General features: G+C 62.9%; 23 protein-coding genes. 14 read left to right on the top strand and 9 right to left on the bottom strand.

Annotation, left to right across the window (positions count from 1 at the left end):
- Nucleotides 1-393 precede the first annotated feature (393 nt).
- The 11 genes from ACI2KS_RS13010 (at nt 394) to ACI2KS_RS12960 (ending at nt 14,695) form a co-directional block, all read left to right on the top strand.
- Entirely contained in the window at nt 394-1,830 is a 1,437-nt protein-coding gene (locus ACI2KS_RS13010) for an undecaprenyl-phosphate glucose phosphotransferase (protein WP_404620775.1), read from the top strand.
- Complete coding sequence (locus ACI2KS_RS13005; protein WP_404620773.1) at nt 1,830-3,284, top strand: mannose-1-phosphate guanylyltransferase/mannose-6-phosphate isomerase; 1,455 nt, start codon at nt 1,830-1,832, stop codon at nt 3,282-3,284. Before ACI2KS_RS13010 ends, ACI2KS_RS13005 begins: the two co-directional genes overlap by 1 nt.
- Nucleotides 3,285-3,458: 174 nt before the next feature.
- Nucleotides 3,459-4,232, top strand: a complete 774-nt coding sequence (locus tag ACI2KS_RS13000) for a polysaccharide biosynthesis/export family protein (protein WP_404620771.1) — start codon at nt 3,459-3,461, stop codon at nt 4,230-4,232.
- Nucleotides 4,233-4,249: 17 nt separating this feature from the next.
- Nucleotides 4,250-6,244: a lipopolysaccharide biosynthesis protein gene (locus tag ACI2KS_RS12995; RefSeq protein ID WP_404620769.1), complete on the top strand. Its 1,995-nt coding sequence runs from the start codon at nt 4,250-4,252 to the stop codon at nt 6,242-6,244.
- Nucleotides 6,245-7,423, top strand: coding sequence for a glycosyltransferase (locus ACI2KS_RS12990; RefSeq protein WP_404620767.1), 1,179 nt, complete (start codon nt 6,245-6,247; stop codon nt 7,421-7,423). It begins immediately after the preceding gene.
- Nucleotides 7,424-8,737: a cellulase family glycosylhydrolase gene (locus ACI2KS_RS12985; RefSeq protein ID WP_404620765.1), complete on the top strand. Its 1,314-nt coding sequence runs from the start codon at nt 7,424-7,426 to the stop codon at nt 8,735-8,737.
- A 2-nt stretch (nt 8,738-8,739) separates the two neighbouring features.
- Nucleotides 8,740-9,954, top strand: coding sequence for a glycosyltransferase family 4 protein (locus ACI2KS_RS12980; RefSeq protein ID WP_404620763.1), 1,215 nt, complete (start codon nt 8,740-8,742; stop codon nt 9,952-9,954).
- Nucleotides 9,945-11,054: a glycosyltransferase family 4 protein gene (locus ACI2KS_RS12975; RefSeq protein ID WP_404620761.1), complete on the top strand. Its 1,110-nt coding sequence runs from the start codon at nt 9,945-9,947 to the stop codon at nt 11,052-11,054. The genes ACI2KS_RS12980 and ACI2KS_RS12975 overlap by 10 nt, the downstream gene beginning before the upstream one ends.
- On the top strand, nt 11,054-12,451 hold the full coding sequence (locus ACI2KS_RS12970; protein ID WP_404620759.1) for an O-antigen ligase family protein: 1,398 nt from the start codon (nt 11,054-11,056) through the stop codon (nt 12,449-12,451). The genes ACI2KS_RS12975 and ACI2KS_RS12970 overlap by 1 nt, the downstream gene beginning before the upstream one ends.
- A complete protein-coding gene (locus ACI2KS_RS12965) occupies nt 12,448-13,269 on the top strand; it encodes an acyltransferase (RefSeq protein WP_404620757.1) in 822 nt (273 codons plus the stop codon). The genes ACI2KS_RS12970 and ACI2KS_RS12965 overlap by 4 nt, the downstream gene beginning before the upstream one ends.
- Before the next feature lie 10 nt (nt 13,270-13,279).
- The gene (locus tag ACI2KS_RS12960; protein WP_404620755.1) at nt 13,280-14,695 is read left to right on the top strand and encodes a lipid II flippase MurJ; all 1,416 of its coding nucleotides are present in this window, start codon (nt 13,280-13,282) and stop codon (nt 14,693-14,695) included.
- A gap of 167 nt (nt 14,696-14,862) precedes the next feature.
- Here ACI2KS_RS12960 and ACI2KS_RS12955 read toward each other — a convergent pair whose 3' ends face one another.
- The 5 genes from ACI2KS_RS12955 to moaB form a co-directional block, all read right to left on the bottom strand.
- Nucleotides 14,863-15,240, bottom strand: a complete 378-nt coding sequence (locus ACI2KS_RS12955; RefSeq protein ID WP_404620753.1) for a VOC family protein — start codon at nt 15,238-15,240, stop codon at nt 14,863-14,865.
- Between the two features lie 21 nt (nt 15,241-15,261).
- Nucleotides 15,262-16,452 carry a CaiB/BaiF CoA transferase family protein gene (locus ACI2KS_RS12950; RefSeq protein ID WP_404620751.1) on the bottom strand — a complete coding sequence of 397 codons (1,191 nt, stop codon included), beginning with the start codon at nt 16,450-16,452 and terminating at the stop codon, nt 15,262-15,264.
- A gap of 246 nt (nt 16,453-16,698) precedes the next feature.
- A complete protein-coding gene (locus ACI2KS_RS12945; RefSeq protein ID WP_404620749.1) occupies nt 16,699-17,625 on the bottom strand; it encodes a glycosyltransferase in 927 nt (308 codons plus the stop codon).
- Nucleotides 17,626-17,714: 89 nt separating this feature from the next.
- On the bottom strand, nt 17,715-18,929 hold the full coding sequence (gene glp / locus ACI2KS_RS12940; RefSeq protein WP_404620747.1) for a gephyrin-like molybdotransferase Glp: 1,215 nt from the start codon (nt 18,927-18,929) through the stop codon (nt 17,715-17,717).
- Nucleotides 18,930-18,935: 6 nt separating this feature from the next.
- A complete protein-coding gene (gene moaB / locus ACI2KS_RS12935; protein ID WP_404620745.1) occupies nt 18,936-19,475 on the bottom strand; it encodes a molybdenum cofactor biosynthesis protein B in 540 nt (179 codons plus the stop codon).
- Nucleotides 19,476-19,553: 78 nt separating this feature from the next.
- Between moaB and mobA the strand changes: the two genes are divergently transcribed.
- On the top strand, nt 19,554-20,147 hold the full coding sequence (mobA, locus tag ACI2KS_RS12930; protein ID WP_404620743.1) for a molybdenum cofactor guanylyltransferase MobA: 594 nt from the start codon (nt 19,554-19,556) through the stop codon (nt 20,145-20,147).
- A gap of 88 nt (nt 20,148-20,235) precedes the next feature.
- On the top strand, nt 20,236-20,460 hold the full coding sequence (locus tag ACI2KS_RS12925; protein ID WP_074749638.1) for a YgdI/YgdR family lipoprotein: 225 nt from the start codon (nt 20,236-20,238) through the stop codon (nt 20,458-20,460).
- 290 nt (nt 20,461-20,750) lie between these two features.
- Here the strand turns inward: ACI2KS_RS12925 and ACI2KS_RS12920 are convergent, their stop codons facing one another.
- Genes ACI2KS_RS12920 through ACI2KS_RS12910 form a run of 3 tightly spaced genes read right to left on the bottom strand, consistent with a single transcriptional unit; the run spans nt 20,751 to nt 24,533 of the window.
- A complete protein-coding gene (locus ACI2KS_RS12920) occupies nt 20,751-22,043 on the bottom strand; it encodes an NAD(P)/FAD-dependent oxidoreductase (protein ID WP_404620741.1) in 1,293 nt (430 codons plus the stop codon).
- Between the two features lie 10 nt (nt 22,044-22,053).
- Nucleotides 22,054-23,148 (bottom strand): polyamine ABC transporter substrate-binding protein, encoded by a 1,095-nt coding sequence (locus ACI2KS_RS12915; protein ID WP_404620739.1) that lies wholly within the window; start codon nt 23,146-23,148, stop codon nt 22,054-22,056.
- Between the two features lie 35 nt (nt 23,149-23,183).
- Nucleotides 23,184-24,533: a glutamine synthetase family protein gene (locus ACI2KS_RS12910; RefSeq protein WP_404620737.1), complete on the bottom strand. Its 1,350-nt coding sequence runs from the start codon at nt 24,531-24,533 to the stop codon at nt 23,184-23,186.
- A 229-nt stretch (nt 24,534-24,762) separates the two neighbouring features.
- Here ACI2KS_RS12910 and ACI2KS_RS12905 point away from each other — a divergent pair, with 229 nt between their 5' ends.
- Nucleotides 24,763-25,653, top strand: coding sequence for a helix-turn-helix domain-containing protein (locus ACI2KS_RS12905; RefSeq protein WP_404620735.1), 891 nt, complete (start codon nt 24,763-24,765; stop codon nt 25,651-25,653).
- Nucleotides 25,654-25,700: 47 nt separating this feature from the next.
- Here ACI2KS_RS12905 and ACI2KS_RS12900 read toward each other — a convergent pair.
- The coding region (locus ACI2KS_RS12900) for a hypothetical protein (RefSeq protein WP_404620733.1) at nt 25,701-26,100 on the bottom strand (400 nt) is incomplete at its 5' end.

The following is a 26,100-nucleotide window of genomic DNA, read 5'->3' as shown; positions in this document are numbered from 1 at the left end:
TTTTTCTCGCGTCGAACGGTCGCTGAACGCCCCGCATTCATTGGATCCCATCTAGGGCCATGGCGGGTATAACACCTCAATCGGGTCCACGACCCTTCGCTGAAGCAATCTTGCGCCATGACGGAAGGTGTTTCATGGGCTTTACTCACAACCGTGCACTCATTTGGGGGTTTTACTGATCTGCATTCGAATTAGTCCTGCACCGCTTGGGAACAAACAGGAGTTTTTCTCATCGGTGGGATTGAAATGCACATCAAGAGAGTGCTTAATCGACAAATAATTGGCTTATCTTGAAGCTTCCTGCAATAAAGTCATTATATTGACTTTTACCCTCAGGATGCCGGGCGGGTAGGTCAGTCATGGATTCATGGATCGAAGATGTGAGGACGTTTTATGCGACTGCAGCCAGTCGATAGCCTTATGCTCACACGCACCAGCCTGATCGAATACTTTCTGTTCGGCGTCAGGCTGGTCCACGGATTGACCTCCGTGCTGCCCGGCATCCTGATTCTTGCCTTCTGGAAACACCACACGCCAGAGACCCCCGACAGCTACGTCATGATGCTGGTGCTGTTCGGCGTGGTGTGCGTGTTGATGTTCCAGGCGCTCGGGGTGTATTCGGAGACCATCTTCAGCAACCGCTCGCGCTTCAAGATGATCCTGTTCGTCTGGTCCTCGGCGTTCTGCGTGTTGCTGTTCATGCACAAGACCATGGGCCTGCTGCACTACATCACTCAGGAACAGCTGATGATCTGGTTCGCTGCCAGCCTGCTGATGTTCTGCGTCGAGCGGGTGCTGTTGCTGCTGATCTTCAAGCGTCTCATGGCCCGCGGATTTTTCCTGCAAAAGGCGGTCATCCTCGGTGCGACCGAAAATGGCCAGCGCCTGGCCGAGTACATGCTGCAGAACCAGGACATTCGCTCCGGTGTTCTGGGCTTCATCGACGATCGCATTGGCCGCATGCCCAAGACCATGGCCAATCTGCCGCTGCTGGGCAATACCCGTGATCTGGAAACCCTGATCCGTGAGGAAAGGGTCACTCAAGTGCTGGTCGCCCTGCCTTGGTCGGCAGAAAACCGCATGGACCACATTATTCGAGAGTTGCGGCGGTTCCCGGTCAACGTGCTGCTGGTGCCGGACATGGTCGCCTTCAGGCACGCCCACAACCGCATCACCGAGGTCGCCAGCCTGCCGATGTTCAATGCATCGGAGGTTCCCTTGCGCGGCTGGTCGCCGTTGTTCAAGCGGGTCGAAGACATGGTCCTGTCGAGCCTGGCGATTGCCTTGCTGTCGCCGGTCATGTTGCTGATCGCCGCCGCGATCAAGCTGGATTCGCGCGGGCCGGTACTGTTCTGGCAGAAGCGCTACGGTTACAACAACCGCTTGATCACGGTGTGCAAGTTCCGCTCGATGCACACTCATCAAGCCGACGCCACGGCCGAGCAACAGACTGTCAAGGGTGATGCCAGGGTCACCCGTGTCGGACGCTTCATCCGCAAGACCAGCCTGGATGAGTTACCGCAACTGTTCAATGTATTCGCGGGCAACATGTCGATGGTGGGGCCGCGCCCACATGCCACGGCGACCAAGGCTGCGGGCATTCTGTTCGAACAAGCTGTCAAGGAGTACACCTCGCGTCATCGAGTCAAACCGGGCATCACCGGGCTGGCTCAGATCAACGGCTTTCGCGGTGAGACAGACACGGTGGAGAAAATCGAAAAGCGAGTGGAATTCGATCTGGAATACATCGAAAACTGGTCGGTCTGGTTCGATCTGTACATTCTTCTGCGCACTGTTCCGGCAGTGCTCTTCTCTCGCGAGGCTTACTGATGGGCACCCTTATTCCCTGCATCATTGCCGGCGGTGCCGGCACCCGGTTGTGGCCGGTCTCCCGTGAGGCCATGCCCAAGCCGTTCATGCGCTTGCCCGATGGCGAAAGCCTGCTGCAAAAAACCTTCAACCGCGCCAGCAGTCTGCAAGACGTGCAGAGCCTGCTGACGGTGACCAACCGTGAAGTGTATTTCCGCACCGTCGATGACTACCGGCTGCTCAACAAAAACCGGCTCTACCTGGATTTCCTCCTGGAACCCTTCGGCCGCAACACCGCGCCGGCCATCGCCGCGGCCGCGCTGCATGTGCAAGCCCATCATGGCGACGACGCACAGCTGCTGATCCTGCCTGCCGATCAGCTGATCGGCGATGCGGCGGCGTTCAACGAGGCCGTGGCAGACGCGCGGACAATCGCCGACCAAGGCTGGCTGGTGACGTTCGGACTGATCCCCAGCCGCGCCGAAACCGGCTTTGGTTATATCGAAAGAGGCCAGGCGTTGAGCGACAAGGCCTACCAGGTGGCGCGCTTCGTCGAAAAGCCAGACGCTACCACTGCCCAGGAATACCTGCACAGCGGGGTGCACCTGTGGAATGCCGGCATGTTCTGCATGCGTGTCGACGTGCTGATCGACGAACTGCAAACCCATGCCCCCGATGTGCTGGCAGCCGTGCGCCACTGTCTGGCTCAGTGCAACAGCAAGGAAGGCAGTCACGAGAAGCAGATGGAACTGGACGCGACCAGCTTCGCCCTGGTGCCGGACATCTCCATCGATTACGCCCTGATGGAACGCTCGCAGAAAGTCGCGGTGGTGCCGTGCGAACTTGGCTGGAGCGACATCGGCTCGTGGCAGGCGATTCGCGAACTGGTGCCGGCCGACGAAAACGGCAATCAGTGCAACGGGCAGGTCGTGCTGCAGGATGTCACCAACTGCTACATCGACTCCAAAAAGCGTCTGGTCGGCGCCGTTGGCCTGGACAACCTGATCATCATCGACACCCCCGACGCCCTGCTGATCGCCGACGGCCAGCGCACTCAGGAAGTCAAAATCATCGCCCAGGAGCTCAAGCGTCAGGGCCACCCCGCCTACCTGCTGCACAACACCGTGACCCGTCCATGGGGCACCTACACGGTGCTGGAGGAAGGTAAGCGCTTCAAGATCAAGCGCATCGTGGTCAAGCCTCAGGCCTCGCTGTCGCTGCAGATGCATCACCATCGCAGCGAGCACTGGATCGTGGTCAGCGGCATGGCCCGGGTCACCAACGGCGAACGCGAATTCATGCTCGACACCAACGAGTCGACGTTCATCAAACCCGGCCACACCCACCGCCTGGTCAACCCGGGGGTCATCGACCTGGTGATGATCGAGGTACAGAGCGGTGAGTATCTGGGCGAAGACGACATCGTGCGCTTTACCGATGTCTACGGTCGCGTACCGGACGCGCCGAAAACCTGACCGATACAGCCGCCTGCATCGCGGCTGATTTCAATAATGCGCGGCACCGCGAGGCATTTGATCTCTCCCACAGCCACACCGCGACACCCCTGACATTGGATTTGGCAGTACCGCCAACATGATTGTTTTACCCGCAAGGGAGCCGTATTCATGCATGACAGGAGTTCTGGACCAATGACACGCCTATTGCTGCTCGCCAGCATGCTGACGCTGTGTGCCTGCAACACACCCGCCCGGATCGGCGTGCCCGAGGCGGCGCAAATAAAGGCCGCGCAGGATGCCGGCCGGGCACTGGCCGGCAAACCCCTGCCGCCGGAACGCATCCACGCCGGCGACACCTTGCGTATCGTGCGCAACACCGGCGAGGCGCCGTCGATCTCGGCCTTCACCGCCAACTCGATCTACGAACTGACGCTGTTTCCGGTGCTCAACGACGGCACCTTTTCCTATCCTTATATCGGTTCGGTCAAGGCCGCGGGCCTGACCGTGCCACAGCTGATCGAGGTGCTGGAAGACAAGCTGGCGCCGGTCTACCGGGAGACCGCCCTGACCATCAACATCAGCCAGGCGCCGAGCAACGTGGTGTACGTCGGCGGCGCGGTGCGCAACCCGACCAATCTGCCGGTCTCGGTGGTCACCAACCTGGAGCAGGCGCTGGTGGGCGCCGGCGGCATCAACCCGGATGCCGATGCGCGTCTGGTGGCGTTGCTGCGTCAGGGCGACGACGGGCTCTACAAGACCTATTTCTTCGACTACAGCAAGCTGCTGCTCGCCGGCAACGGGGGACCGACCGCGCCGGTGCTGCTGCAACGCGGAGATGTCGTGTTCGTGCCCAAATCCTCGGTGGGCGACAAGATCGATGGCGTGAACCTGTATTTCAATCAGCTGATCCCCTTCTCCAAATCCCTGGGTTTCGGTGTGAACTACAACCTGCGCGACACCAATTAATCGGAAGGGACACCGATATGATAAGCATCCGCTCCTTTCGCGATCTGCTGCGTCTGTTCTTCATCTTTCGCCGTGAAGTGCAAATCACCGTGGTCGCGACGTTCGCGATCATCGTGCTGGGGGCATTCCTGCTGCCCAACCGCTACGAGTCCACGGCGCTGCTGCTGGTCAAGCCCGGCCGCGACACCAGCACCGTGCCGATCGAGCTTGCCGACCGACAGTCGATCTCCATGCCCAGCGCGGTGCGCGATCCATTGCTGGACGAGGAGCGGATGCTCAGCGGTCGGCCGATCATTCGCCAGGTCGCGCGACAGTACCTTGAGGCGTTTCCCGAGAGGCCAGAGCCAACGGGGTTTATCGACACGCTCAAGAACGCGCCGAACGCCATCCTGCACGGCATCGTCAGCGGCGTGCGTCGCGCATTCGAGCTGGTAGGCCTGGTCGAGGAACGCTCCGCCGAAGAGCGTCTGGCCGAGGAGCTGGAAAAGAACTTCAAGGCCAGCCATGAGCCCGGCTCCTCGGTGATGGAATTGACTTTCACCTGGAACGATCCGCACATTGCCCAGGCGGTGTTGCGCAGCTGGATCCAGCAATACGGCAATGAGCGCGCCTTGACCCTGAGCCGGGTGAGTCTGTATGCCTTCTATGAGCAAGAGGTCAAGGACACTCAGACCAACATTCTCGATCACAAGCAGAAGATCCAGACCCTGCTCGACCAGGTGGGCACCGTCAGCATCAAACAACGCCTGGCCGACGTTGCCCAGGGGCTCAACGACCTGCGCACCGAACGCAATAACACCGCGCGCTCCATCGCCTCGACCAAGGCCGGGATCGACAAGATTCAGGAGCAGATCAACAAGCAGGCACGGCTGATCAGTTCGGGCAAGGAACTGGCGCTCAACCCCAGTCGTCAGGACCTGCAGAACCGGATCAACAGCAAGGAAGTCGAGCGTCAGGAAATGCTGCGTTCGTTCAAGGAAACCGCGCCTCCGGTCAAGGCCCTGGACAGCGAGATCAGCAACCTCAAGCAGCTCTGGGGCAGCCAGAACGCGACGGTTCAGCGCACCGAGAACATCGCGCCCAATCCGCTGTTCACCCGCCTGCAGAACATCCTCAACGATCAGCAGGCCAGCTACACCCGGCTGTTGATCCAGCTGCAGCAACTGGACGCGCAGCTGGCGCAACTGGAAAAAGACCGGCAGCAGGCCCTGGGACTCGAACCGCAGTTTTCACGCCTGCAAAACGAACTGGACAGCGAGGAGAAAAACTTCGTTCTGTACACCGACAGCCTTGAGAAGGCGCGCATCGACCGCGAGCTGGACAACAAACAGATCAGCAATATCGCCCTGATCGAGCCCGCCACCCTCAACCCCGCCAAGGTGTTTCCAAAGAGTCTGATGTTGCTGCTGGTGGCGGTTCCGTTGAGCCTGGGCGTCGGTTTGCTGGCCCTGTATCTGTTCTACCTGCTGGACCAGCGCATACACGACGGCGACGGAATCGAGGCAAAATTCGGCGTGCCGGTATGGACCAGCCTGCAGGATCTGAGCACCCAGCAATCCCACCATCGCAGCGCGTTCACCGCCAGCCTCTACCGCCTGTACAGTGTCTTGCCACTCAAGCAGGTGGCCGACCGGGGATTGAGCATCGGCATCACCTCGGCACACGCTGGCGAAGGTGTGACGTTCGTGGTCGAGCACCTGCGAGACCTGCTTGCCGAGCTTGGCCACAGGGTTCGGGTGGGCGATGGTCGCCCCGCAGAGCCTGGGGAAATCCAGCTGATCGATGCTTCGGACTTCTACATCAACCAGCAAGCCTTCATCCATCTGCGCGATGCCGATCTCATCGCGCTGGTCATCCGCGCCGAAACGTCCACGGTGCCCAAGCTGCAGAACGCAGTGGCGACCCTGTCTACCGCGTTCAAGCATGTCGACGGCATCATCCTCAACCGCCGGCGCTTCGAAATCCCGGAAAAAGTGCTGACCTGGCTCGCCCGTTACCGGAGCCAGCACTAAATGCAGATCGCCCTTCTCGCCCCCTTGCCGCCGGAACAGAACGGCATCGCCGATTACGCCGGACACCTCAAACAGGCGCTGGAGGATCTGGGCGTACGCGTCAGAACGCCGCTGCAAGGCATCGGCAACGACCCACAGGCTGCCCGTCAGCGCGTGGCCGAGGCGGACTGGCAAGGCATCAACCTAGTGCACGCAGAAATCGGCGGCGGCCGCCTGGCCGAGTTTCATGCGCTGCGAGCGCTGCGCCAGCGATTCCCGCATTTGCCGCTGACGGCCACGGTTCACGATCCGGAACGCCTGGTCTGGCGCCGCCAGGCGCTGCCATGGCCGTTGTCGCTGGCCGCCTCGCTGCGCTCGCCGCTGCCGGAAATCGCCACGGTGCTGGCCGATCCGTTGTGCCTGCATGAGGAGCGCCAACTGGCGCGGCAAATGACCCGCCTGATCACCCTGACCCAGACAGGGAATCGTTGCCTGCAACAACGCATGGGCCTGAGGCAGGAACAGATGGCCGTGATCGCCCACGGTAATCTGCCGATTGCGCCACTGCCGCTGCCGCCTTTGCGTCCGTTGAAACTGCTTTATTTCGGCTTCATCTATCGCGGCAAGGGGATCGAGGATCTGCTTGAGGCACTGGCGCGGTTGTTCGTGGAAAAACCCGGGTTGCGTGCGCGCGTACGCCTGACCCTGGCCGGAGGCAGCGAGCCGGAAATGGCCTTCGGTGCATCCGGCAGTTACCTGGAGCAACTGCGCCAGCGCATTCGCGAGCTGGGCCTCAGTGATCTGATCGGCTGGCACCTCGACCTGCCGGCAAGCGACATCCCGCATGTCATCCAGGCCCATCATGTGATGGTTCTGCCGTATCGCGAGTCCAGCAAACTGAAGATCCTCGGCCAGCTGCGCGGCACCAGCGGCGCGCTGTCATGGGCCACCGCCTGCGGGCGCGGAGCCATCACCTCCGATGCCCGCTCGTTTGCCGAAGAGGTGTCCCACGGCAACGGCCTGATCTATGCGCAAGGCAACGTCCAGGCCCTGACCCAGGCCCTGGCGAGTCTGTGCGAGCAGCCACAGCTGGCCCAGACCTGGGCCGATCAGGCGGCAATACTCGGGCGCCAGAGGGTCTGGAACCTGACCGCCGAACGCTTCCAGCAACTGTTTCAACACGCTTGCGAGGTGCATTGAATGAAGGGTAAAGCGTTACTGGCCATGGCCGTCCTGAGCGCCTGCGTCGGGTGCCTGGGCAGTGCGACAGTGCAGGCCGAGACCGTGTTGCGTGGGCAACGGGCGGTGACCTGGAAAGACTTTCTGGGGGTCAATGTCCAGTTCCAGTACTTCACCCCCGACACCTACCAGAAGCAGATGACCCGGCTCGATCAACTGGGTCTGAACTGGATCCGCTGGACCCTGCACTGGCCGATCCTGGAGCCGGCGCAAGGCCAATACAACCTTGCCGACCTGGACGCGGCGATGAACAGCGCAGCAACGCACCACTACAACACTGTGGCCTATCTGGTGGGTTCGGCGACCTACGCCAGCAGCGCGCCCCAGGGTGCCAGCAATGCCGACCAATATCCGCCGCAGGACGACACGCTGTTCGCCGAGCGCATGACCGCCCTGGCCCAGCATTATCCGCAGGTCAGCCACTGGCAGGTGTGGAACGAGCCGAACATCATCTGGCTGCCGCAAGCTGACCCGGTGGCCTATTACAACCTGCTGACCACCACCGCCACCGCCATTCGCAGCGTGCTGCCGGACAAAGCCATCGTCACCGCCGGCGTGGCCTACTACGGGCAGATGCGCGGCTCGACCGGCTACATGTTGCAGTCGATGGTGGACCAGGGACTGGCGAGCCAGAACATCATCGCGGCCTATCACCCGTACTCCGAATACCCTGAGGGCGACTCGGTGCCCGACCGGGATTTCCTGGTGCGCGCCAACGCTCTGAACAAGAGTCTGCACGATGCCGGGGTGAGCCAGGTATGGGCCACCGAATGGGGCTGGTCGAGCTACAGCGGGCCGGTGGAAATGCAGCACATCATCGGCCTCGACGGCCAGGCCGATTACACCCTGCGCCGCCTGGCGATGATGAGCACGCTGGATTATCAACGCATTTTCCTGTTCAACCTCACTGATCTGGACCAGCGTGCCAGCGCGCGGGATCGCGGCTACGGTCTGCTGGATCTGGCAGGCGAGCCCAAGCCGGTCTACAACGCGCTCAGGCATTTTTTCGAGATCACCGGACCCCGCCTGCTGCCTGCCGACCCGCCAGCGGCCACGGCGGTGCCTGAGGATCTGTTCGCCATCGCCTGGAACCGCCCGGACGGCTCGCACCTGCTGATGGCCTGGAGCGCCAGCGGCGCGCACCTGAACTTGCCGGGGATCAAGAGCGCGACGCTCTACGACCCTCTGTCCGGTAGCCATAACGAGCTGAGCAATGCCAAGGGTGTCGATGTGCCGCTGACACCCACCTTGCAAATCCTGGTCTGGAATCCATAGCCATGCGCATTCTCTGGACACTGCCCTACCTGCCCTGGCCCACCACCAGCGGTGGCAAGACACGCGAATATCATCTGCTGCGCAACCTTGCCGCGCGCGGCCATCGCATCACCTTGCTGGTGCAGTCCAAGACCGAACTGGACGACACCACCCGTGCCGCGCTGGAGCCTTGGCTGGAACGGCTGATCGTGGTTCCCCGACGGCCGTTGCGCAGCGTGCGGACCCTGCTCGCGGTGGCCTTTGCGCGCCCGCCGATGCTGGCCAGCGCCAACGGTTTTTCAGCGCAACTGGCGCAGGCATTCGAGGCGCTGCTGCAGGAGCCGTGGGACGTGATCCAGATCGAACACAGCTACAGCTTCCAGCCGTTCGAAGCGCCGCTGCGCCGTGCCGGCAAGCCTTTCATCATGACCGAACATAACCTCGAATCGGGGCTGGGCGCGGCCAGCTATCTGCAATTTCCGCCTTGGGCACGCCCCTTCACCCGCTTCGATCAATGGCGTTACCGGCGCTGGGAAAAACGCGTGCTGGCGCAGACCTCGGAGCTGATCGCGGTCACCGAAGACGACGCCAAGGGCCTGGCGCGCCTGACTTCCCGAGCGACCAATCTGGTGGTCAACGGCGTGGATTGCGACTACTACGCCAAGGTCTGCCCGGATCGCTACAGCCGGCGCCTGTTGTTCATCGGCAACTACGAATACGGGCCGAATCTGGACGCCGTGCAATGGGCCCTGGAGCACATCATGCCCAGGGTCTGGCGGCTCGACCCGCTGGTGCGTCTGACCATCGGCGGCTATGCCTTGCCCGAGCACTGGCGCGAGCGCTGGGCCGATCCTCGGATCGACTGGCTGGGGTTCGTCCCGGACCTGCGCACGGTGCAGAACGAAGCCGCGATTTTTTTCGCTCCGCTGCGTCAGGGTGGCGGGTCCAAGCTCAAGGTCCTCGAAGCGATGGCCGCAGGCCTGGCAGTGGTCACCACCGCCCAGGGTTGCTCGGGCCTGAAGGTAGACAATGGCACGCATTATCTGGGCTGCGAGGATGCGCAAGGCCTGGCGCAGTTGCTCGCCGGGGCCATCGAGCAACCGGCGCAGCTGGCGAAAATCGGCGAGGCCGGACGCGCCTACGTGCGCCAGTATCACGACTGGTCGGTGTCCGCCACGCAACTGGAAGGCATCTACTCCCGGGTTCACCAGCACAAGGACGTTCAGGTATGCGTGTAGGACTCGATTACCGTCCCGCTACGGGCTTTCCCAACAGCGGCATCGGCCGCCAGGACATCGCCCTGGAACAGGCGCTGCGCGCCAATACGCAGGTGCAGCTGCAATTGTTCAGCGTTGCGCCCCAGCAGCACCCGATCAGAAGGATCGCCCATTGCCCGGACTGGGCAACACCGCTCGACGGTATTCATCGCTTGCCAGAGCGTCTGCGTTTCGAGGCCCTGTTTCTGCCCCAGGCGCTGCGCGATGCGCAAATCCAGGTGTACATCGCCAACATGAACATGGGCCTGCCCATCGGCCGTAAACCGCCCGGCATGCGCTATATCCTGCAACTGCACGATCTGTTTCAGCTGACCATGAACAACCACCATGGCTCCAGGCTCAAGGCGAAGATCTACGGCTTGAGCGACCGGCTCTCCATCGGCCATTCGGTGCGACTGGCCGATCGCATCTGGACGCCGTCACAGTTCACCGCCGACGAAACCGTGCGCTTGTTTCCCCATGCCCGGAGCAAGGTTCGCGTCATGCCGCACGTGGTGGAGGGCTTCACCGATCAAGCACGCGCTCCTGCCACGCCGCTGCCTGAGCGCTACTGGCTGTGCGTCGGTACCCGCGAGCCGCGCAAGAACATCCCGTTTTTCGTCGAGGCCTGGCAGATCGCCCGTCGACAGTTTGGGAAAACCCCGGACTTGCTGCTGGTCGGTGGCAATGACTGCCTCAACAGTGCCCAGCGCAACGCGCCGGGGCTGCACGCGCTGACCGGGATCAACGACAGCGAGCTGCACCACGTCTACCGGCAGGCCGAGCGCCTGTGGCAACCGTCCTGCGGCGAGGGCTTCGGCCTGCCGGTGATCGAAGCCCTGAGCGTCGGCACACCGGTCGCGGTGGCCAGCGGCTCGTCGCTCGATGAAGTGACCCCGCCAGACAGCCCACGCTTCTCGCCAACCGACCTTGGCGCGCTGGTGCGCTTGATGGGTGTGCTGTCCACGGCCGGGCCCGAGGATCCAGGCCCCGCGCAAGCCTGGGCGAGCAACTTCGGCGTCGAGGCCTTTCAGCGCCACTTCAACGAGATGTTCGATGAACTGTTCGAGGAGGCGCGCTGATGCCATTGGCGATGCCCGCTGGCGTGCTGATTGCGCTGCTGTTCGGCCTGCTGGTGTGGGTGCTGCCGGCGCTCAAGGTCACCGCAGCGCTGATCGGCGTCGCGGCGGCGGTGACGATCATCCGCCGCCCCCTGCGAGGCCTGCTGCTGTTTGGCCTGCTGGCCACGTTCCTGCCCTACGCTACGGTGCAGATCGGCATTCGCACCACGGTGTCCGAAGCCTTGCTGATGCTGGTCTGGGCCAGCCTGTTGGCACACCGCATGTTCGCGCTCTACAACGCGCCGCTGAATCTGTTGCGCACCGAACGCTGGCTGATCGCGCTGATGCTGTTCAGTGCCTTGCCCTTCGTGGCAGGACAGCTGACGGTCGATGCCCAGGGCAACGGACCGATCAACTGGGTGCGCTGGCTGTTCAATTTATCACCGCTGTTTCTGGTGCCACGCCTGCTCGACGACGTCAAAGCCCGCGAGCAGATGATCATCGCGATGCTGCTGGGCACGCTGTTGCTGTTGTTGCTGTCGATCCCGGTGTACCTGAAAAACGGCAATTCGGCGGCGATCATTTCCATCATTGGCGGCCTGGGCTACAGCAACCTGGACACCCTCAACGAAGGGCTGAGCGGCTTTTCGACACGCATGGGCTCACCTTGGACACATCCCAATATCACCGGGGGTGCGTTGGCCATGCTGCTGCCGCTGGCCTTTTGCATAGGCATGACGCGCCAAGGTGCGGTGCGTCTGCTGGGCCTGGCGGTGGCCCTGCTGGCAGCGGCCGGTCTGTTGTTCTCCGGCTCACGCGGCGCGCTGGTGAGCCTGCTGCTGGTCATGTGCTGGATGGCACGCCGTCGGGTGCCCTACGTGGGACGGATGCTCATGGCCGCGGGGGTTCTCGGTGCCCTGCTGCTGATGCTCTATCCTCCGCTGCAGGTACGCCTGCTGGGACTGTTTTCCAATGACGACGCGAGCACCGCAGTGCGGTTTCTGGAGTATTCGCACTTTCCCGAGGCGATGAGCATGTTCCCGCTGGGAATCGGCTTCAAGGTTGATCCACCGGTGCCGGGCACCGGTCTGTGGGGCATTTCCAACCTGTGGCTGAACTACATCTACAAACTGGGGGTTGCGGGGATGCTGCTGTTCGTCGCGGTGACCGTCAGTTGGTGGAAAGAAAGCCGACTGCCCCACGATGCGGTGACGCTCAATCGCGACACCGCGCTATGGCTCGGCAGCCGCGGCGGGGTCATGGCGGCGTTGCTCAGTGGCATCTTCGACCACTATTTCAGCTTCACCATGGTGCTGATCGCACTGTTCTGGCTGCTGCTTGGGCTTAACCTGCATGAAGCCCGGCGTTTGCAGCAACTCACGCCAGGCGTTGCATCCGAGTCGGGAGAACGACCATGAAACACCGCATGATGCACTCACATGACCTGCGCCAGGCGTTGCCCGAGTACGCCCACAAGATGGGGGTCAGCCTCCAGGAGCTGGAAAGCACTTACGACTGGATGCTGGAAAACGAGGTGTGCTTTGAAACGCCGATCAAGGACAAGACGATGTGTTTCATCAGCTACCTGAACATCGAGCCGCGCATCGAGCCGCCGTTGGCCAGGCGCTTCTATCGCCTGCTGGCCAAGGAAACGCCCGGCGCCCTGATCCCGCTCTACGGAGTCAACTGGCCGACCCTGCGCGACCGCATGTTGCGCACCTGGGAGCAGGCCTACAACATCCTAATCTGCAAGATCCCCAGCCACACCTTGCGCTTGCTCTGGCTGCGCATCGGCGGGGCGAAGATCGGCAAGGGCTCGACGGTGTGGCGCAACACCGAAATCCTCGGCGTCGATGGATTGCGCATCGGCCAAGACAGCACCGTGGGCTGGCATTGCCAGCTCGATGCACGGGGTGGGCTGTTCATCGGTGACCACGTGACGATTGCCTCGCATGTACTGGTCATCGCTGGCGGCCATGACCTCAAGGCGCCGGAGTTCTGGGCGGTCGGCGGGCCGGTGTACATCCGCGACTATGCCTGGATCGCCAGTCGCGCCTTGCTCTCCTTTGGTGCCGACATCGGCGAGGGCGCGGTGGTGGGCGGCGCTTCGGTGGTGTCCAAACCGATCCCGGCCTACGCCATCGTCAGCGGGCCCAATGCCGAAATCAAAGGTGAGCGTGCCCGTGGCCTGAACTACAAAGTGGGCGGCAAAGGCCTGTTCACTTTGTTCCACTGAAGGCGCCTGCATGTTCGGCTCAACCCTATGGCTGACCCTGGCCACCCTGACCGGCCTGGCGGCAGGGTTCGCCCGCGAATGGCTGCTGGTCGCCGCTTGGGGCGCGGGTGGGCGCAGCGATGCGTTTCTGGTGTCGTTGTTTCTGCCCGAAGCGTTGCGCATGGCCCTGGCCGCCGGTTTGCTCAGCGCCGCCGCCTTGCCGTTGTATCAGCAGCGCAGCGCCCAGGCGCAGCAGGACTGGCTGGGCGCCTTGGTGCCGCGCCTGCTGCTATGTGGGTTGGGTTTGAGCGTGGTGCTCAGCGCCGGCTCAGCGCTGTGGGTGCGGGTGATCGGCCCCGGTCTGGATGAGGCCGGTTACGCCCAGGCCGCCAGCTCACTGCAGTGGCTGGCCTGGTCGGCGCCAGGGCTGTTGTTGCATGCCCTGCTCTGCGTGCCCTTGCAAGCCCGCGCACGCTTCGTGCTGGCCGGGTTGGGCTCGCTGCTGTTCAACCTGCCGCCCCTGCTTTACCTGGGTTTGATGCGCCATCAGGCAACACCCACCGGGCTTGCCAGCGCCTGCCTGCTCGGCAGCCTGCTGATGCCCGCAGCCCTGCTTCCGGCCCTGCTGCGCGATGGCTGGCGGCCGTGGCGGGTGCCCCGGGCTCCGGGTGCCGGCCGCGAACTGCTGCAACGCATCGGCCCGCTGCTGAGCAGCAACCTGGCCAGTCAGGGCCTGGCGCTGCTGGAGCGCATGGTCGCCTCAATGCTGGGCGAAGGCGCGGTGACCTGGGTCAACCTGGCGCGCAAGCTGATCAATCTGCCGCTGATTGCGCTGATGAGCCTCAACCAGGTGCTGCTGGGGTTGATGAGCGGCAGTCAGGGCGACCAGCGCCTGGCTTTATTGCGCAAAGGCCTGGGCAGCGCCACCTTGCTGACCGTGCCTGCGGTGGCCGGCCTGATCGGCGCTGCCGGGGCACTGGTCACGTTGCTGCTGCCCAATCAGGCAATCGACAGCCCCCTGCCCGGCCTGTTGGCATGGTTTGCGGTGCCGCTGATGTTCGGCGCCTGGAACGCCCTGCTGGCGCGCTACGCCTACGCGGCGGGCGACACACGCCTGCCGCTTAAGTGCGAGCTGACCGGCAGCCTGCTCAACGCACTGCTGCTGGCCGTGTTGCCGTGGTTTTTTGGCCTGATCGGTATCGCCATGGCCGCCGTGTGCGGCGCCATTCTCACCGGCTTGCTGCTGATGCGCCGTCAACAACTGCTGCAGCAACTGCCCTGGCGTCAACAGTGGCTGTTCGGCACGGCCGTCATGTTGCTCGCGGCGACAGTCCTGCATCCGCTGAGCAATATCTGGCTGCAACTGGGCCTGAGTTGCGCCTACGCAGCGGCGTTACTGGCCTGGCTTGCGCTGTGGCTCAAGCCTTGGCGCAACCTTGACAGCTGACCCTCATACTGGGCTGCTACGGGGCTTTTCGTGGGTGTGAATAATTTACAGACGCCATGAATCTGTAGCAGCACGGCTTGCCGGCAGTAGCGAGTTCAAGGGCGCTGCTGCTGGCAAGGCGGACGGGCTTGCCTCGGCCTGCAGGGGCGTGAGGACACACACATTCATCAGACCGCTTCCGATATCTCGATCAGATTGAGATCCGGATCGCGCACGTACACCGAGCGGATCGGCCCGGTGGCGCCGGTGCGCAGAACCGGCCCTTCGATGATCGGCCACTGCGCCTCGCTCAACCGGGCGATGACCTGCTCCAGCGGGATCGAGGCAATGAAACACAGGTCCAGCGCGCCAGGCACGGGCAGATGGGCCTTGGGCTCGAATTCGTTGCCGCGCTCATGCAGGTTTATTTTCTGGTTGCCGAAACTGAATGCCATTCGCCCGTCGCCGAAGCGCTGCAATTGCATGCCCAGCACGCGGGTGTAGAAATCCACCGTGGCCTCGACGTCGACCGCGGTCAGTACCAGATGGTCCAGATGATCAATCATGGGGTTGCCTCCAGACAGGTTTCAAATCAGCCCACGCTCACGCCAGGCTGCGCGCTGCCGAGAGTCGATACCCAGCGCTGCCAGTACCTCGTCGGTGTGCTGACCCAGGGTCGGTGCCGGGCGTTCGACGCCTCCCGGGGTGCTGCTCAGCTTGGGCACAATGCCTGGCAGGGTCACCGGGGTGCCGTCATCCAGCTGGCTGGCCAGCAACATGTCCCGCGCCTGATAGTGCGGATCGCTGGCGATGTCGGCGGCGTCGTAGATCTTGCCAGCGGGAATGCGTGCGGCGGTGAGTCTGGCCAGTACATCGTCCAGATCCAGGCTCGCCGCCCAGGCGCTGATTGCCGCGTCGATCAGCTCGACCTGCTGCACTCGCCCGTCGTTGTGCGCCAATGCCGGATCCGCTGCCAGGTCAGGCCGCTCGATCAAGGCCATCAGGCGCTGGTAGATGCTGTCGCCATTGCCGGCGATCAGTGCATAGCGGCCATCGCGGCAGCGGTACGCGTTGGACGGCGCGATACCCGGCAGGCTGCTGCCGGCAGGTTGGCGCACGGCACCGAACACCGAGTATTCCGGAATCAGGCTCTCCATCATGTTGAACACCGACTCATACAGCGCCACATCGATCTGCTGGCCTTGCCCACCGTGCTGATCGCGGTGACGCAGGGCAAGCAGCACGCCGATCACCCCGTGCAGCGCCGACAGCGAGTCGCCGATGGAGACACCGACCCGCACCGGGGTGCGCTGCGGCTCGCCCGACAGATGCCGCAGACCGCCCATGGCCTCGCCCACCACGCCGAAGCCGGGACGATCCCGGTAGGGGCCGGTCTGGCCATAACCCGAGACCCTGAGCATCACCAGTTTCGGGTTCAGCGCGTGCAGCTCTGCCCAGCCAAGCCCCCAGCCCTCGAGCGTGCCAGGGCGGAAGTTCTCGACCAGGACGTCGGCTTCAGCGATCAGTTTGCGCACCACCTCCTGACCTTCGGGCTCACGCAGATCCAGGGTCACCGAGCGCTTGTTGCGCGATGACACGGCCCACCACACCGAGGTGCCTTCGTGCAGCAAGCGCCATTTGCGCAGCGGATCACCGGTGCCCGGCGGCTCGATCTTGATCACATCGGCACCGAACTCGCCGAGCATCTTGGCCGCGAACGGCCCGGCGATCAGCTGCCCAAGCTCGATGACCCGAATGCCTTGCAGAGGCTTTTGCATGACCTGCCCTTTGTTGTTCTGGAAAATGTCGGAACGATTGTCTGCTCCCCGGCGCCTGATGAAAACGCCTGATTTCCACTCTCAGCTTTTTTTTGTGCAACGAGCCAAACTCATCCATTGCCCGGGGCCGGTCGAAATCCTCGGCCTGTGGGAGCGGGCTTGCCCCGCGAGCTGAAACGGGCACCGGCAGTAACCCAGACACCCTGGCCGTATCAGGCAGACCGCATGCACAGGGTCTGCTGCACCTCAAGCATGCTCACTGTCCCAAAAGCGCTTGTACATCCCCAGACGGCGCTTCAAGGGTCGCGACAGCCGCGCCTCTTCCTTACCGAGCTTGAACGCCAGCAGCTTGAGGCCATTGCGCAGAAAGGAGGCCGGCCACAGGTACCAACGGCGCAGTCCGAGGAAATCCAGTTCCGATCTGACGTAGCGCATGCCTTCTCCGCGCACGCCGCCGAAGCGGGCGTGAATCCATGACTCGCGCGCCTGGAACACCCCGATATCGAAGTAGCGCCGGAACTCCTCGCGCAGGCTGTAGTTGTGCGAGTGGCGGCACACGGCCGAGCCCTGATAGGCGACTTTCCAGTGCGACAAGAGCATTTTTGCCGCGACATACATGTCTTCGGACAGAATCACATGGCGGGGAAATCCGCCCACGGCGCTTAACGCGTCGCGTCGATAGGCGGCAAAGGAATTGGACATGAAAGGCACCTTGATCCCCAGCTCCGGAACATCGGCCATGCTCTTGATTCGCGATACCGGCGGGTAGTTGAACCAGCGCGCGTGCTGGGACAACACGGTGGCATCCAGATGCGGCAACTGCCGGCCGCAGACGGCCCCCACCAGCGGGTCTTCAAACGGCGCAAGAATGTTCTCTACCGCGCGGGGGTCTTCGAGATAGGCGTCCTGGGTGAGGTACACGAAGACGTCATAACCAGGGTGGGTCTGGGCCATCATCTGCCGGGTCCCACCGTGATTGAAGTCCGTGCCCTGGATCTGGACGGCGTCTTTGCAACGCGCCCGTGCCAGCTCCCACGTGCCATCAGTGGAACTGGAATCGACGATCAGGGTGTCGAACGCCACGGTCTGGGCCGCCAGGGAATCGAGCAGTCGCTCAAGCTCCCTGCGCCCGTTGTAAGTCGGGATCACACAGGCAACGCGCAAAGGCTGCATAACAATACTCCAAGGCAAATACTGGATGCCTACTTGTCATGACACGCCTTGAGGTTAGCCCAGCCACCCGACTTGGATCCAACCGCTGGTCAGCCCATCACCTCGCTCAACGGGATGAAATTGAGCAGATCGCCCTGCGCGACGGTGGTGCCTTCGATCACCTCGATCAGACCATCGGCCCACGCCGCACTGCGCAAGACACCCGAGCTCTGATTGCGATCGGCGATCAGACGACCCTGCTCGATGCGCCCGCGCAGGTATTCGCGACGATTGCCGGGCTTGTCCCAGACAAAACCCGCCGGCACCTTGAACTGCAGGGGCTTGACGGCTTGCACGCCCAGCCGACGCAGCAGGTAGGGCCTGGCCAGCAACGCGAAGGTCACCAGGGTCGATGCCGGGTTGCCTGGCAGGCCAATCACCGGCACGCCGCGAAAGTGGCCGAAGGTCAGCGGTTTGCCCGGTTTGATGGCCAGCTTCCATAGCGAAATCTCGCCCTCCTCGCGCAATGCGTGGCCGAGGAAATCCGCCTCGCCCACCGATACGCCGCCGGTGGACAGGATCAGGTCGACGTCGCCCAGCGCACCCAGCGCAGCGCGGGTTTTTTCAAGATCGTCGGCAAGAATGCCAGCGTCAACCACCTCACAGCCCAGACGCTTGAGCCAACTGCACAACAGCACGCGATTGCTGTTGTAGATCTGTCCGGGCCCCAGCGGCTGCCCAGGCTCGATCAGTTCATCGCCCGTGGACAACACCGCAACCCGTGCGCGTCGCACCACTTCCAGCCGGGCCAGGCCCATGGTCGCAGCCAGCCCCAGCTCGATCGGCGTCATCACCGTGCCGGCATCCAGCACTTTGTCGCCGACCGTGGTCTCCTGGCCTTTGGGCCGGATGTTCTGCTGCACGCTCAACGGCTCGACAAAACGCACACGCTGATCAGCCTGGACTTCGGCATTTTCCTGCATCTCTACGCAATCGGCGCCTTCAGGCACCGGAGCGCCGGTGAAGATCCGCGCGCAGGTGCCTGGCTGCAGAGGCAGCGGCGCCTGGCCGGCGAAAATCCGTTGACTGACCGGCAATGGCTCGCCGGTCCAGTCGGCCACGCGCAACGCGTAACCGTCCATGGCGCTGTTGGGCCAGGGCGGCAGGTCCAGCGTGGAAATCAGGTCTTCGGCGAGAATCCGCCCCTGGGCATCGGCCAGCGTCACCGTTTCGCGCTCGCTGATGGCCGCCGCTTCGGCCAGGCGCATCAAGCGCTCCATGGCCTCTTCCACCGCCAGCAGGCCGCGTATGTCAGGTTGGCTCATCGATACTCACCCACGGGTTGCGCACGGCTCGGCTTTTTTCAGGTGCGGCACGAAATTGCACGGGCGGAAGGCGTTGTTCAACTGATCGGCAAGGATCCCGTCCCAGCCGGTGCGCACCGCATTGGTGGAGCCCGGCAGGCAGCACACCAGCGTGCCATTGGCCAGGCCTGCCAGCGCGCGCGACTGAATCGTCGAACTGCCGATGTCCGGCACCGAAATCTGCCGGAACAACTCGCCAAAACCGTCCACTTGTTTGTCCAGCAGGCAGGCCACCGCTTCCGGGGTGCTGTCACGGCCGGTGAAGCCGGTGCCGCCGGTGATCAGCACCACCTGTACCTGATCATCGGCAATCCAGGTGGCGACCTGGGCGCGAATCCGGTACAGATCGTCCTTGAGCAATACCCGCTCGATCAACCCGTGACCGGCGGCGGTCAGGCGATCGACGAACATCTGCCCCGAGGTGTCATTTTCAAAGGTGCGCGTGTCGCTGACAGTCAAAACGGCAATGTTCAACGGCACAAAAGGTGCATCAGCCTTGGCTTTCATCGGCTAGGTCCGGTTGTAGGGGAAACAGTGCGGTGTTATATCACAGCACTCCTTTTTGCCGCGCTGACCGAGTTCGCCATGACTGTTGCCGACACCCTTGCCCCCTGCTCGATTCTGCTGCTCGCCGGTGGCCAGGGCCTGCGCATGGGAGGGCGCGACAAAGGCTTGATCGAGTGGCAGGGTGAGCCGCTGATCGAGCATCTGTATCGCCTGACCCGGCCGCTGACGGACGATTTGATCATCTCCTGCAACCGCAATCGCGAGCAGTACGCGCGCTTCGCCGACCAGTTGGTGCAAGACGACGAGAGCGGTTATCCCGGGCCTTACGCCGGTATTCGCGCAGGGCTTGCGGTGGCCCGCCATGGCTTTTTGCTGGTCGTGCCGTGCGACACGCCGTTGCTGGACCTGGAACTGTTGCAAGGCTTGCGCCGTACCGCCGCCGCCCACCCGTCCAAGCCGGCGATGGTTCGTCAGGGCGAGCAATGGGAGCCGCTGCTGTGCTGCATCCCTACGGTACATGCCCGGGTTTTCGAACAACACTGGCAGCAGGGCCAGCGCAGCCCCCGCCGGACCATGGCCGAGCTGGGTGCGGTGGCGTTGCAATGCGCCGCCGGTGACCCGCGCCTGGCCAACCTCAATACGCCGGACTTGTTGACCTTCATCAAGGCGTGAGCGTGCGGGCAAGGTTTAATGGAACTTTGCCGACAACCGCCGCGTCAGAACCCTTACTACACAAAGAATGACTCTCGGAGACACAGTAATGAACCAACGGACCCTTCCCGCAGCCTTCCTGCTTGCACTTGGCCTTGCTTCCCTTGCCGGTTGCTCCTCGCCGACTGTGATCACCTTGAACGACGGGCGCGAAATCCAGGCCACGGACGCGCCCAAGTACGACGAAGAATCAGGTTTCTACGAGTTCAAGCAGCTGGACGGCAAAGAGACGCGCATCAACAAGGATCAGGTGCGCACCGTCAAAGAGCTGTAACGCCGGATTGAACACAAAAAACCCGCCAGGTTGGCGGGTTTTTTTGGTTCTCATTTTCATCGGTACGACCGGGCGTACCGTCGAACTGCGCCGGGCACCGTTGTGGTCACACCTTGGATCCGCCGCGCACGCCAAACCTGCAGGAGCGGGCTTGCCCCGCGAGCTGCCGGGCACCGGCAGTAGAATCAGGCATCCTCATCCTCTCAGACACCCCGCGCTGGCCAGGTTTACTGCCGCTGCGCGCCAGCTCGTGCGGATGCGGCCAAGACACAAGCCACGCCACGGATTTTTCAAACCAGCTCCTTCAACCGATACCACATCATCCCCAACGCCAGCAGTGGCGAGCGCAGCAGCTCGCCGCCCGGGAAGGTGCGGTGCGGGACCTTGGCGAACAGCTCTACCGCCCGGCTGTCACCCTCGGCGATGGCTTGGGCGAGGATCCTTGCGGCAAAATGAGTCACGTTCAATCCATGCCCTGAGTAACCCTGGGCGTAGTACACGTTGGGGGCCTTGGGCAGGTAACCGATCTGCGGGAAACGATTGGCGCTGATGCCGATCATTCCGCCCCACTGGAAATCGATGCCGACCCCCTTGAGTTGCGGAAAAACCCGCTCCATCTTCGGCCGCATGTAATCGGCGATGTTCGCAGGATCACGCCCTGAATAATGACAGGCGCCGCCGAACAGCAGTCGGTTATCGGCGGACAACCGGTAATAATCCAGGGCCACGCGCTGGTCGCACAGCGCCATGTTCTGCGGGATCAGCGACTGCGCACGCTCGGCCCCCAAAGGCTCGGTGGCGATGATGTAGCTGCCGGCCGGCAGCAGTTTGCCGGTCAACGCCGGTTCGAGTTTCTGCAAAAACGCATCGCACGCCAGGACCACATGACTGGCCGTCACCTGACCGTGATCGGTGAGCACCTGCACCTTCGACCCATGCACGATGCGGCGTACGGGGCTGGCCTCGTACACCACCGCACCCTTTTGCTCAGCCAGCCGCGCCTCGGCCAGAATCAGCTTGAGCGGGTGCAGATGGCCGGACCCCATGTCGATCAGCCCGCCGGCATAGGCTTGCGAGCCGACCACCTCGTGCAGCGCATCCTTCTCCACCAGACGCAGCGGATGCGGATAACCCTGAGCGGTCAAGGCCGCAAGCTCATCCTGCAGGCCCTGCCAGTGCCTGGCGGTATTGGCCAGATCGCAATACCCCCAGCGCAGGTCGCAATCGAGGCCGTGGCTCTGAACGCGCTGGCGGACGATATCCACCGATTCGGTCCCCGCCTGCTGCAGATAACGCACCCCCTCCTCGCCTACCCAACGCCCGACAGCGCTGACGTCGTGCCCCAGGCCGCGAATCAGTTGCCCGCCATTGCGCCCGCTGGCGCCCCAGCCGATGCGCTGGGCCTCCAGCAGCACCACCGACATGCCGCGCTCAGCCAGTTCCAACGCCGTGTTGACCCCGGTAAACCCCCCACCGATGACGCAAACGTCGGCGCTGACGCGGGTATCGAGCGAGGCGCGCTCAGGCACCGGGCCGACCGAGGCGGCGTAGTAGGAAGCGGTGTGTGGCAGCGCAGCAGGCATGAGGCTTTCCTTAACGATTGGATTTGACGTCGGTCCACTTGCGCGTCATCAGGCGCAGGGTCGCGGGACTCAGTTCCGAGGAGATATAGAATTTGTCCCTGACCTGTTGGCTCGGGTAGATGGACAGGTTCCCGGTAATGTCGGTGCTCATCAGTTTGTCGGAGGCAAGATTAGGGTTGGCATAACCGACCGCCTCGCTGACCTTGGCGATTACCTGCGGGTCGAGCAGGTAGTTGATGAAGGCCAGCGCCTGCGCAGGGTGTTCAGCGTCCTTGGGTATGGCGAGCATGTCAAACCAGACGTTGGCGCCTTCCTTGGGAATGGAATAGGCGATGTTCACGCCGTTCTTCGCCTCCTCTGCACGGGACTTGGCCTGCAGCACGTCACCGGAGTAACCAAAAGCCACGCAGATGTCGCCATTGGCCAGGTCCGACACCCATTTGGAGGAGTGGAAATAGGTGATGTAAGGCCGCACGGCCTTGAGCTTGGCGGTGGCTCGCTCGTAATCCTTGGGGTTTTCGCTGCGCGGAATAATGCCCATGTAATTGAGCACGGCCGGGAAGACTTCATCGGGCGAATCGAGAAACGACACCCCGCACTTTTGCAGCTTCTTCATGTTTTCCGGTTCGAACAGCACCGCCCACGAGTCGATGCTGTCGACACCCAACACCGCCTTGACCTTGTCGACGTTGTAGCCGATGCCGTTGGTGCCCCACAGGTAGGGCACTGCGTACTGGTTGCCAGGGTCGTTGGCCTGCAGCTGTTTCATCAACTCAGGGTTCAGGTTCCTGGCATTGGGCAGCTGACTCATGTCGAGCTTCTGAAACGCCCCGGCCTTGATCTGACGACCGAGAAAGTGGTTCGACGGCACCACCACGTCGTAGCCCGAGCGCCCTGTAAGCAACTTGCCCTCCAGGGTTTCGTTGGAGTCGAACACGTCATAGGTCGGGGCAATGCCGGTGGCCTTCTGGAAATCGGCAAGGGTCGTGGGACCGATGTAATCGGACCAGTTGTAAATCTTCACGGTGTTGCCTTCGGCGTGTGCCTGAGTGACTGCGCCGGCGAGTATAACCGGCAGAAACAGCGCGGATGCGATCGACTTCATGGTGCCCCCAACGTCAATGGAAAAGACTGCTGCGCCTACACGCTCATCATCAGGAACTGGCGTTCCCACGAGCTGATCACGCGCTTGTAGTTCTCATGCTCGGCGCGCTTGACCGCGACATAGCCCTGCACGAATTTTTCGCCCAGCATGCGGCGTACCGCAGCGCTGCCTTCCATGCGCTCCAGTGCATCCTCGATGGTCAGCGGCAGGCGCAGACTGCGGCGCTCATAGCCACGGCCCTGCACCGGCGCGCTGGGATCGCACCCTTCGATCATGCCCATGTAGCCACACAGCAGGCTCGCGGCGATGGCCAGGTACGGGTTGGCGTCGGCGCCCGGCAGACGGTTCTCCACCCGGCGCGCCTGGGCATTGGACGCCGGCACGCGCAGACCCACGGTGCGGTTCTCCTCGCCCCACTCCACGTTGACCGGCGCCGAGGTGTCCGGCAGGAAGCGACGAAACGAATTGGCATTGGGGGCGAACAGCGGCAGCACCTCGGGGATATAACGCTGCAAGCCGCCGATATGCTGCAGGAACAGCGTGCTCGGCTCACCTTCAGGCGTGCTGAAAACGCTGAGACCGGTCTTGATGTCGACCACGCTCTGATGCAGATGCATGGCGCTGCCCGGCTCGTCGGTGATCGGCTTGGCCATGAACGTCGCGGCCACATTGTGCTTGAGCGCGGCCTCGCGCATGGTGCGTTTGAACACGGTGATCTGGTCGGCCAGGTCCAGCGCATCGCCGTGGCGGAAATTGATTTCCATCTGCGCCGGGCCGTCTTCGTGAATCAGCGTATCCAGGTCCAGCCCCTGGGCTTCGCACCAGTCGTAGACGTCTTCGAACAATGGATCGAATTCGTTGGCAGCCTCGATGGAGAACGACTGCCGACCACTTTCCGGGCGCCCCGAGCGGCCCGTTGGCACTTGCAGCGGCAGGTCCGGGTCGGCACAGCGCTGGGTCAGGTAGAACTCCATTTCCGGCGCTACCACCGGTTGCCAGCCCTGGGTTGCATACAGCTGCAGCACTTTTTTCAGCACGTTGCGGGGTGACAGTTCGATCGGGTTGCCGTAGCGATCAAAGGTGTCATGGATGACCATTGCGGTCGGTTCGATGGCCCACGGCAGCACATACACCGCCTGCGGGTCGGGCCGGCAGGTCATGTCGATATCGGCAGGGTCAAGCAGGCTGTAATAGATATCGTCGTCGACGTAATCGCCCGTCACCGTTTGCAGCAGCACGCTTTCGGGCAGACGCATGCCGTGCTCGTTGAGAAACTTGTTGGTCGGCAGGATCTTGCCGCGGGCGATGCCCGTCAGGTCACTGACCACGCATTCGACTTCGGTAATGCCGTAGCTTTTCAACCACTCGGCAAGTGGGTCTTTCACGCTGCTGTCCATGGGGCCTCTGCCGTCTGCGACGGATGGTTGCGCAACGGGCGGCGGCCCGGGCGCTGTGCTGACGCCTATGCTGGAAGATCGACAGGGCGTCGGTCTATCCACTTTCGCGCGGCAACAGCGCCTCATTTCGGTGCGTGCAGATCAGGCCGCGGCCGTGTTGCTCGCTGCCCGAGCCGACTGCTATGGTGCCCGCACCTCACCACAACAGCGCCCATTTATGTCGGTCAAGGTATTCGAAACCGTCGCCGCCGATCAGCAGGGAAAATCCGACACCGGATGGCGCCTGCATTACGCGCAGATGTCCGCCGGGCAGTTCAAGGGGCGTCTGGTCGAGGCGGAACTTGGCAATGTGCAAGTCTACGAAGAGCACATGAACACCCGCATCGAGCAGTACTACCAGGCGCCCAGCGATGCCCTGGTGTTCAGCTTCGACATGACCGACCGCGCGCTGTACCTGCTGGATGCCAGCACCCAGAACCTGTGGATCACCCCCGAGAATTACCGGGAAATCGCCGTGGTCATCAGACAGGAATCCCTCGGCACACGGCATCTGCATCGCACCTTCGAAGACCTGCTGCTGACGCCGCTCACCTCCAGCCACGGCGCGCTGTTCAGTGGCTGGCTGAGCACAATGCTGAGCCGGATGACGCAACAGCCTGGCAGCCAAGCAGCGAGCCACCTGGGCGACCAACTGATCGATGATTGTCTGTACGTGCTCGACCAGTCCGCCCCTGCCCGGCTGTCGGGCACCAGCCTGCGGCTGCGCGACCAACGCAAGATGGTGCAACGGGTGTTCGAGATGGTCAGTGCTTTCCCGACCGAGAATTTCAGCGTGGTGCAGTTGGCCGACAGCGCCGGGACCTCGTTCCAGCAACTGCGCAGCGCGTTCAACCAGTGTGTCGGCATAGCCCCCAGCGCATGGCTGCGCTCGCGGCGCCTGAACCTGGCTCGTCAGGACCTGCTATCAGCCAGCGCCGAGCAGACCAACGTGGCGGAAGTGGCAATGCGTTATTCGTTCTGGCATCTGGGTCGTTTCTCCGAAACCTACCGCGCGTTGTTCCTGGAATACCCCAGCCAGACCCTCGCCAGACGCCCCGCACGAGGCTGAAACCCCCTGCCTTGCACGCAAATGAGCTGCCGCGCCCGGCAGTAGGATCAGGCGCCCTGGTCGGGCGCCGCACCCGATTCTGCTTCTGCCCGGAGGGCGTGGGAGCCTGGCTTGCCGGCGATCTGCCGGGCACCGGCAGTAGAATCAGGCGCCCTGGTCGTGTCAGGCACGCCGCGCTGGCAGGGTTTGCTGCCGCTGCGCGCCAGATCGTCGGCAAGCCGGACTCCCACGCCCTCCGGGCAGAAGCAGGATTGCGGCATGCCGTGATGTTTGAATCTGGCCGAAAATCTGTAGGAGCGGGCTTGCCCCGCGATCTGCCGGGCACCGGCAGTAGAATCAGGCGCCCCGGCCGTGTCAGGCACGCCGCGCTGGCAGGGTTTGCTGCCGCTGCGCGCCAGATCGTCGGCAAGCCGGACTCCCACGCCCTCCGGGCAGAAGCAGGATTGC

Origin of the sequence: Pseudomonas sp. NPDC087358, from assembly GCF_044900785.1 — a bacterium.
GTDB lineage: Bacteria > Pseudomonadota > Gammaproteobacteria > Pseudomonadales > Pseudomonadaceae > Aquipseudomonas.
The sequence above is the reverse complement of the archived record's forward strand: the minus strand, read 5'-3'. Positions and strand labels throughout refer to the sequence as shown.

Bases quoted from the DNA above. Each gene is read 5' to 3' on its own strand.
- ACI2KS_RS13010 (WP_404620775.1), top strand. From the start codon at position 394: ATGCGACTGCAGCCAGTCGATAGCCTTATGCTCACACGCACCAGCCTG.
- ACI2KS_RS13005 (WP_404620773.1), top strand. From the start codon at position 1,830: ATGGGCACCCTTATTCCCTGCATCATTGCCGGCGGTGCCGGCACCCGG.
- ACI2KS_RS13000 (WP_404620771.1), top strand. From the start codon at position 3,459: ATGACACGCCTATTGCTGCTCGCCAGCATGCTGACGCTGTGTGCCTGC.
- ACI2KS_RS12995 (WP_404620769.1), top strand. From the start codon at position 4,250: ATGATAAGCATCCGCTCCTTTCGCGATCTGCTGCGTCTGTTCTTCATC.
- ACI2KS_RS12990 (WP_404620767.1), top strand. From the start codon at position 6,245: ATGCAGATCGCCCTTCTCGCCCCCTTGCCGCCGGAACAGAACGGCATC.
- ACI2KS_RS12985 (WP_404620765.1), top strand. From the start codon at position 7,424: ATGAAGGGTAAAGCGTTACTGGCCATGGCCGTCCTGAGCGCCTGCGTC.
- ACI2KS_RS12980 (WP_404620763.1), top strand. From the start codon at position 8,740: ATGCGCATTCTCTGGACACTGCCCTACCTGCCCTGGCCCACCACCAGC.
- ACI2KS_RS12975 (WP_404620761.1), top strand. From the start codon at position 9,945: ATGCGTGTAGGACTCGATTACCGTCCCGCTACGGGCTTTCCCAACAGC.
- ACI2KS_RS12970 (WP_404620759.1), top strand. From the start codon at position 11,054: ATGCCATTGGCGATGCCCGCTGGCGTGCTGATTGCGCTGCTGTTCGGC.
- ACI2KS_RS12965 (WP_404620757.1), top strand. From the start codon at position 12,448: ATGAAACACCGCATGATGCACTCACATGACCTGCGCCAGGCGTTGCCC.
- ACI2KS_RS12960 (WP_404620755.1), top strand. From the start codon at position 13,280: ATGTTCGGCTCAACCCTATGGCTGACCCTGGCCACCCTGACCGGCCTG.
- ACI2KS_RS12955 (WP_404620753.1), bottom strand. From the start codon at position 15,240: ATGATTGATCATCTGGACCATCTGGTACTGACCGCGGTCGACGTCGAG.
- ACI2KS_RS12950 (WP_404620751.1), bottom strand. From the start codon at position 16,452: ATGCAAAAGCCTCTGCAAGGCATTCGGGTCATCGAGCTTGGGCAGCTG.
- ACI2KS_RS12945 (WP_404620749.1), bottom strand. From the start codon at position 17,625: ATGCAGCCTTTGCGCGTTGCCTGTGTGATCCCGACTTACAACGGGCGC.
- glp (WP_404620747.1), bottom strand. From the start codon at position 18,929: ATGAGCCAACCTGACATACGCGGCCTGCTGGCGGTGGAAGAGGCCATG.
- moaB (WP_404620745.1), bottom strand. From the start codon at position 19,475: ATGAAAGCCAAGGCTGATGCACCTTTTGTGCCGTTGAACATTGCCGTT.
- mobA (WP_404620743.1), top strand. From the start codon at position 19,554: ATGACTGTTGCCGACACCCTTGCCCCCTGCTCGATTCTGCTGCTCGCC.
- ACI2KS_RS12925 (WP_074749638.1), top strand. From the start codon at position 20,236: ATGAACCAACGGACCCTTCCCGCAGCCTTCCTGCTTGCACTTGGCCTT.
- ACI2KS_RS12920 (WP_404620741.1), bottom strand. From the start codon at position 22,043: ATGCCTGCTGCGCTGCCACACACCGCTTCCTACTACGCCGCCTCGGTC.
- ACI2KS_RS12915 (WP_404620739.1), bottom strand. From the start codon at position 23,148: ATGAAGTCGATCGCATCCGCGCTGTTTCTGCCGGTTATACTCGCCGGC.
- ACI2KS_RS12905 (WP_404620735.1), top strand. From the start codon at position 24,763: ATGTCGGTCAAGGTATTCGAAACCGTCGCCGCCGATCAGCAGGGAAAA.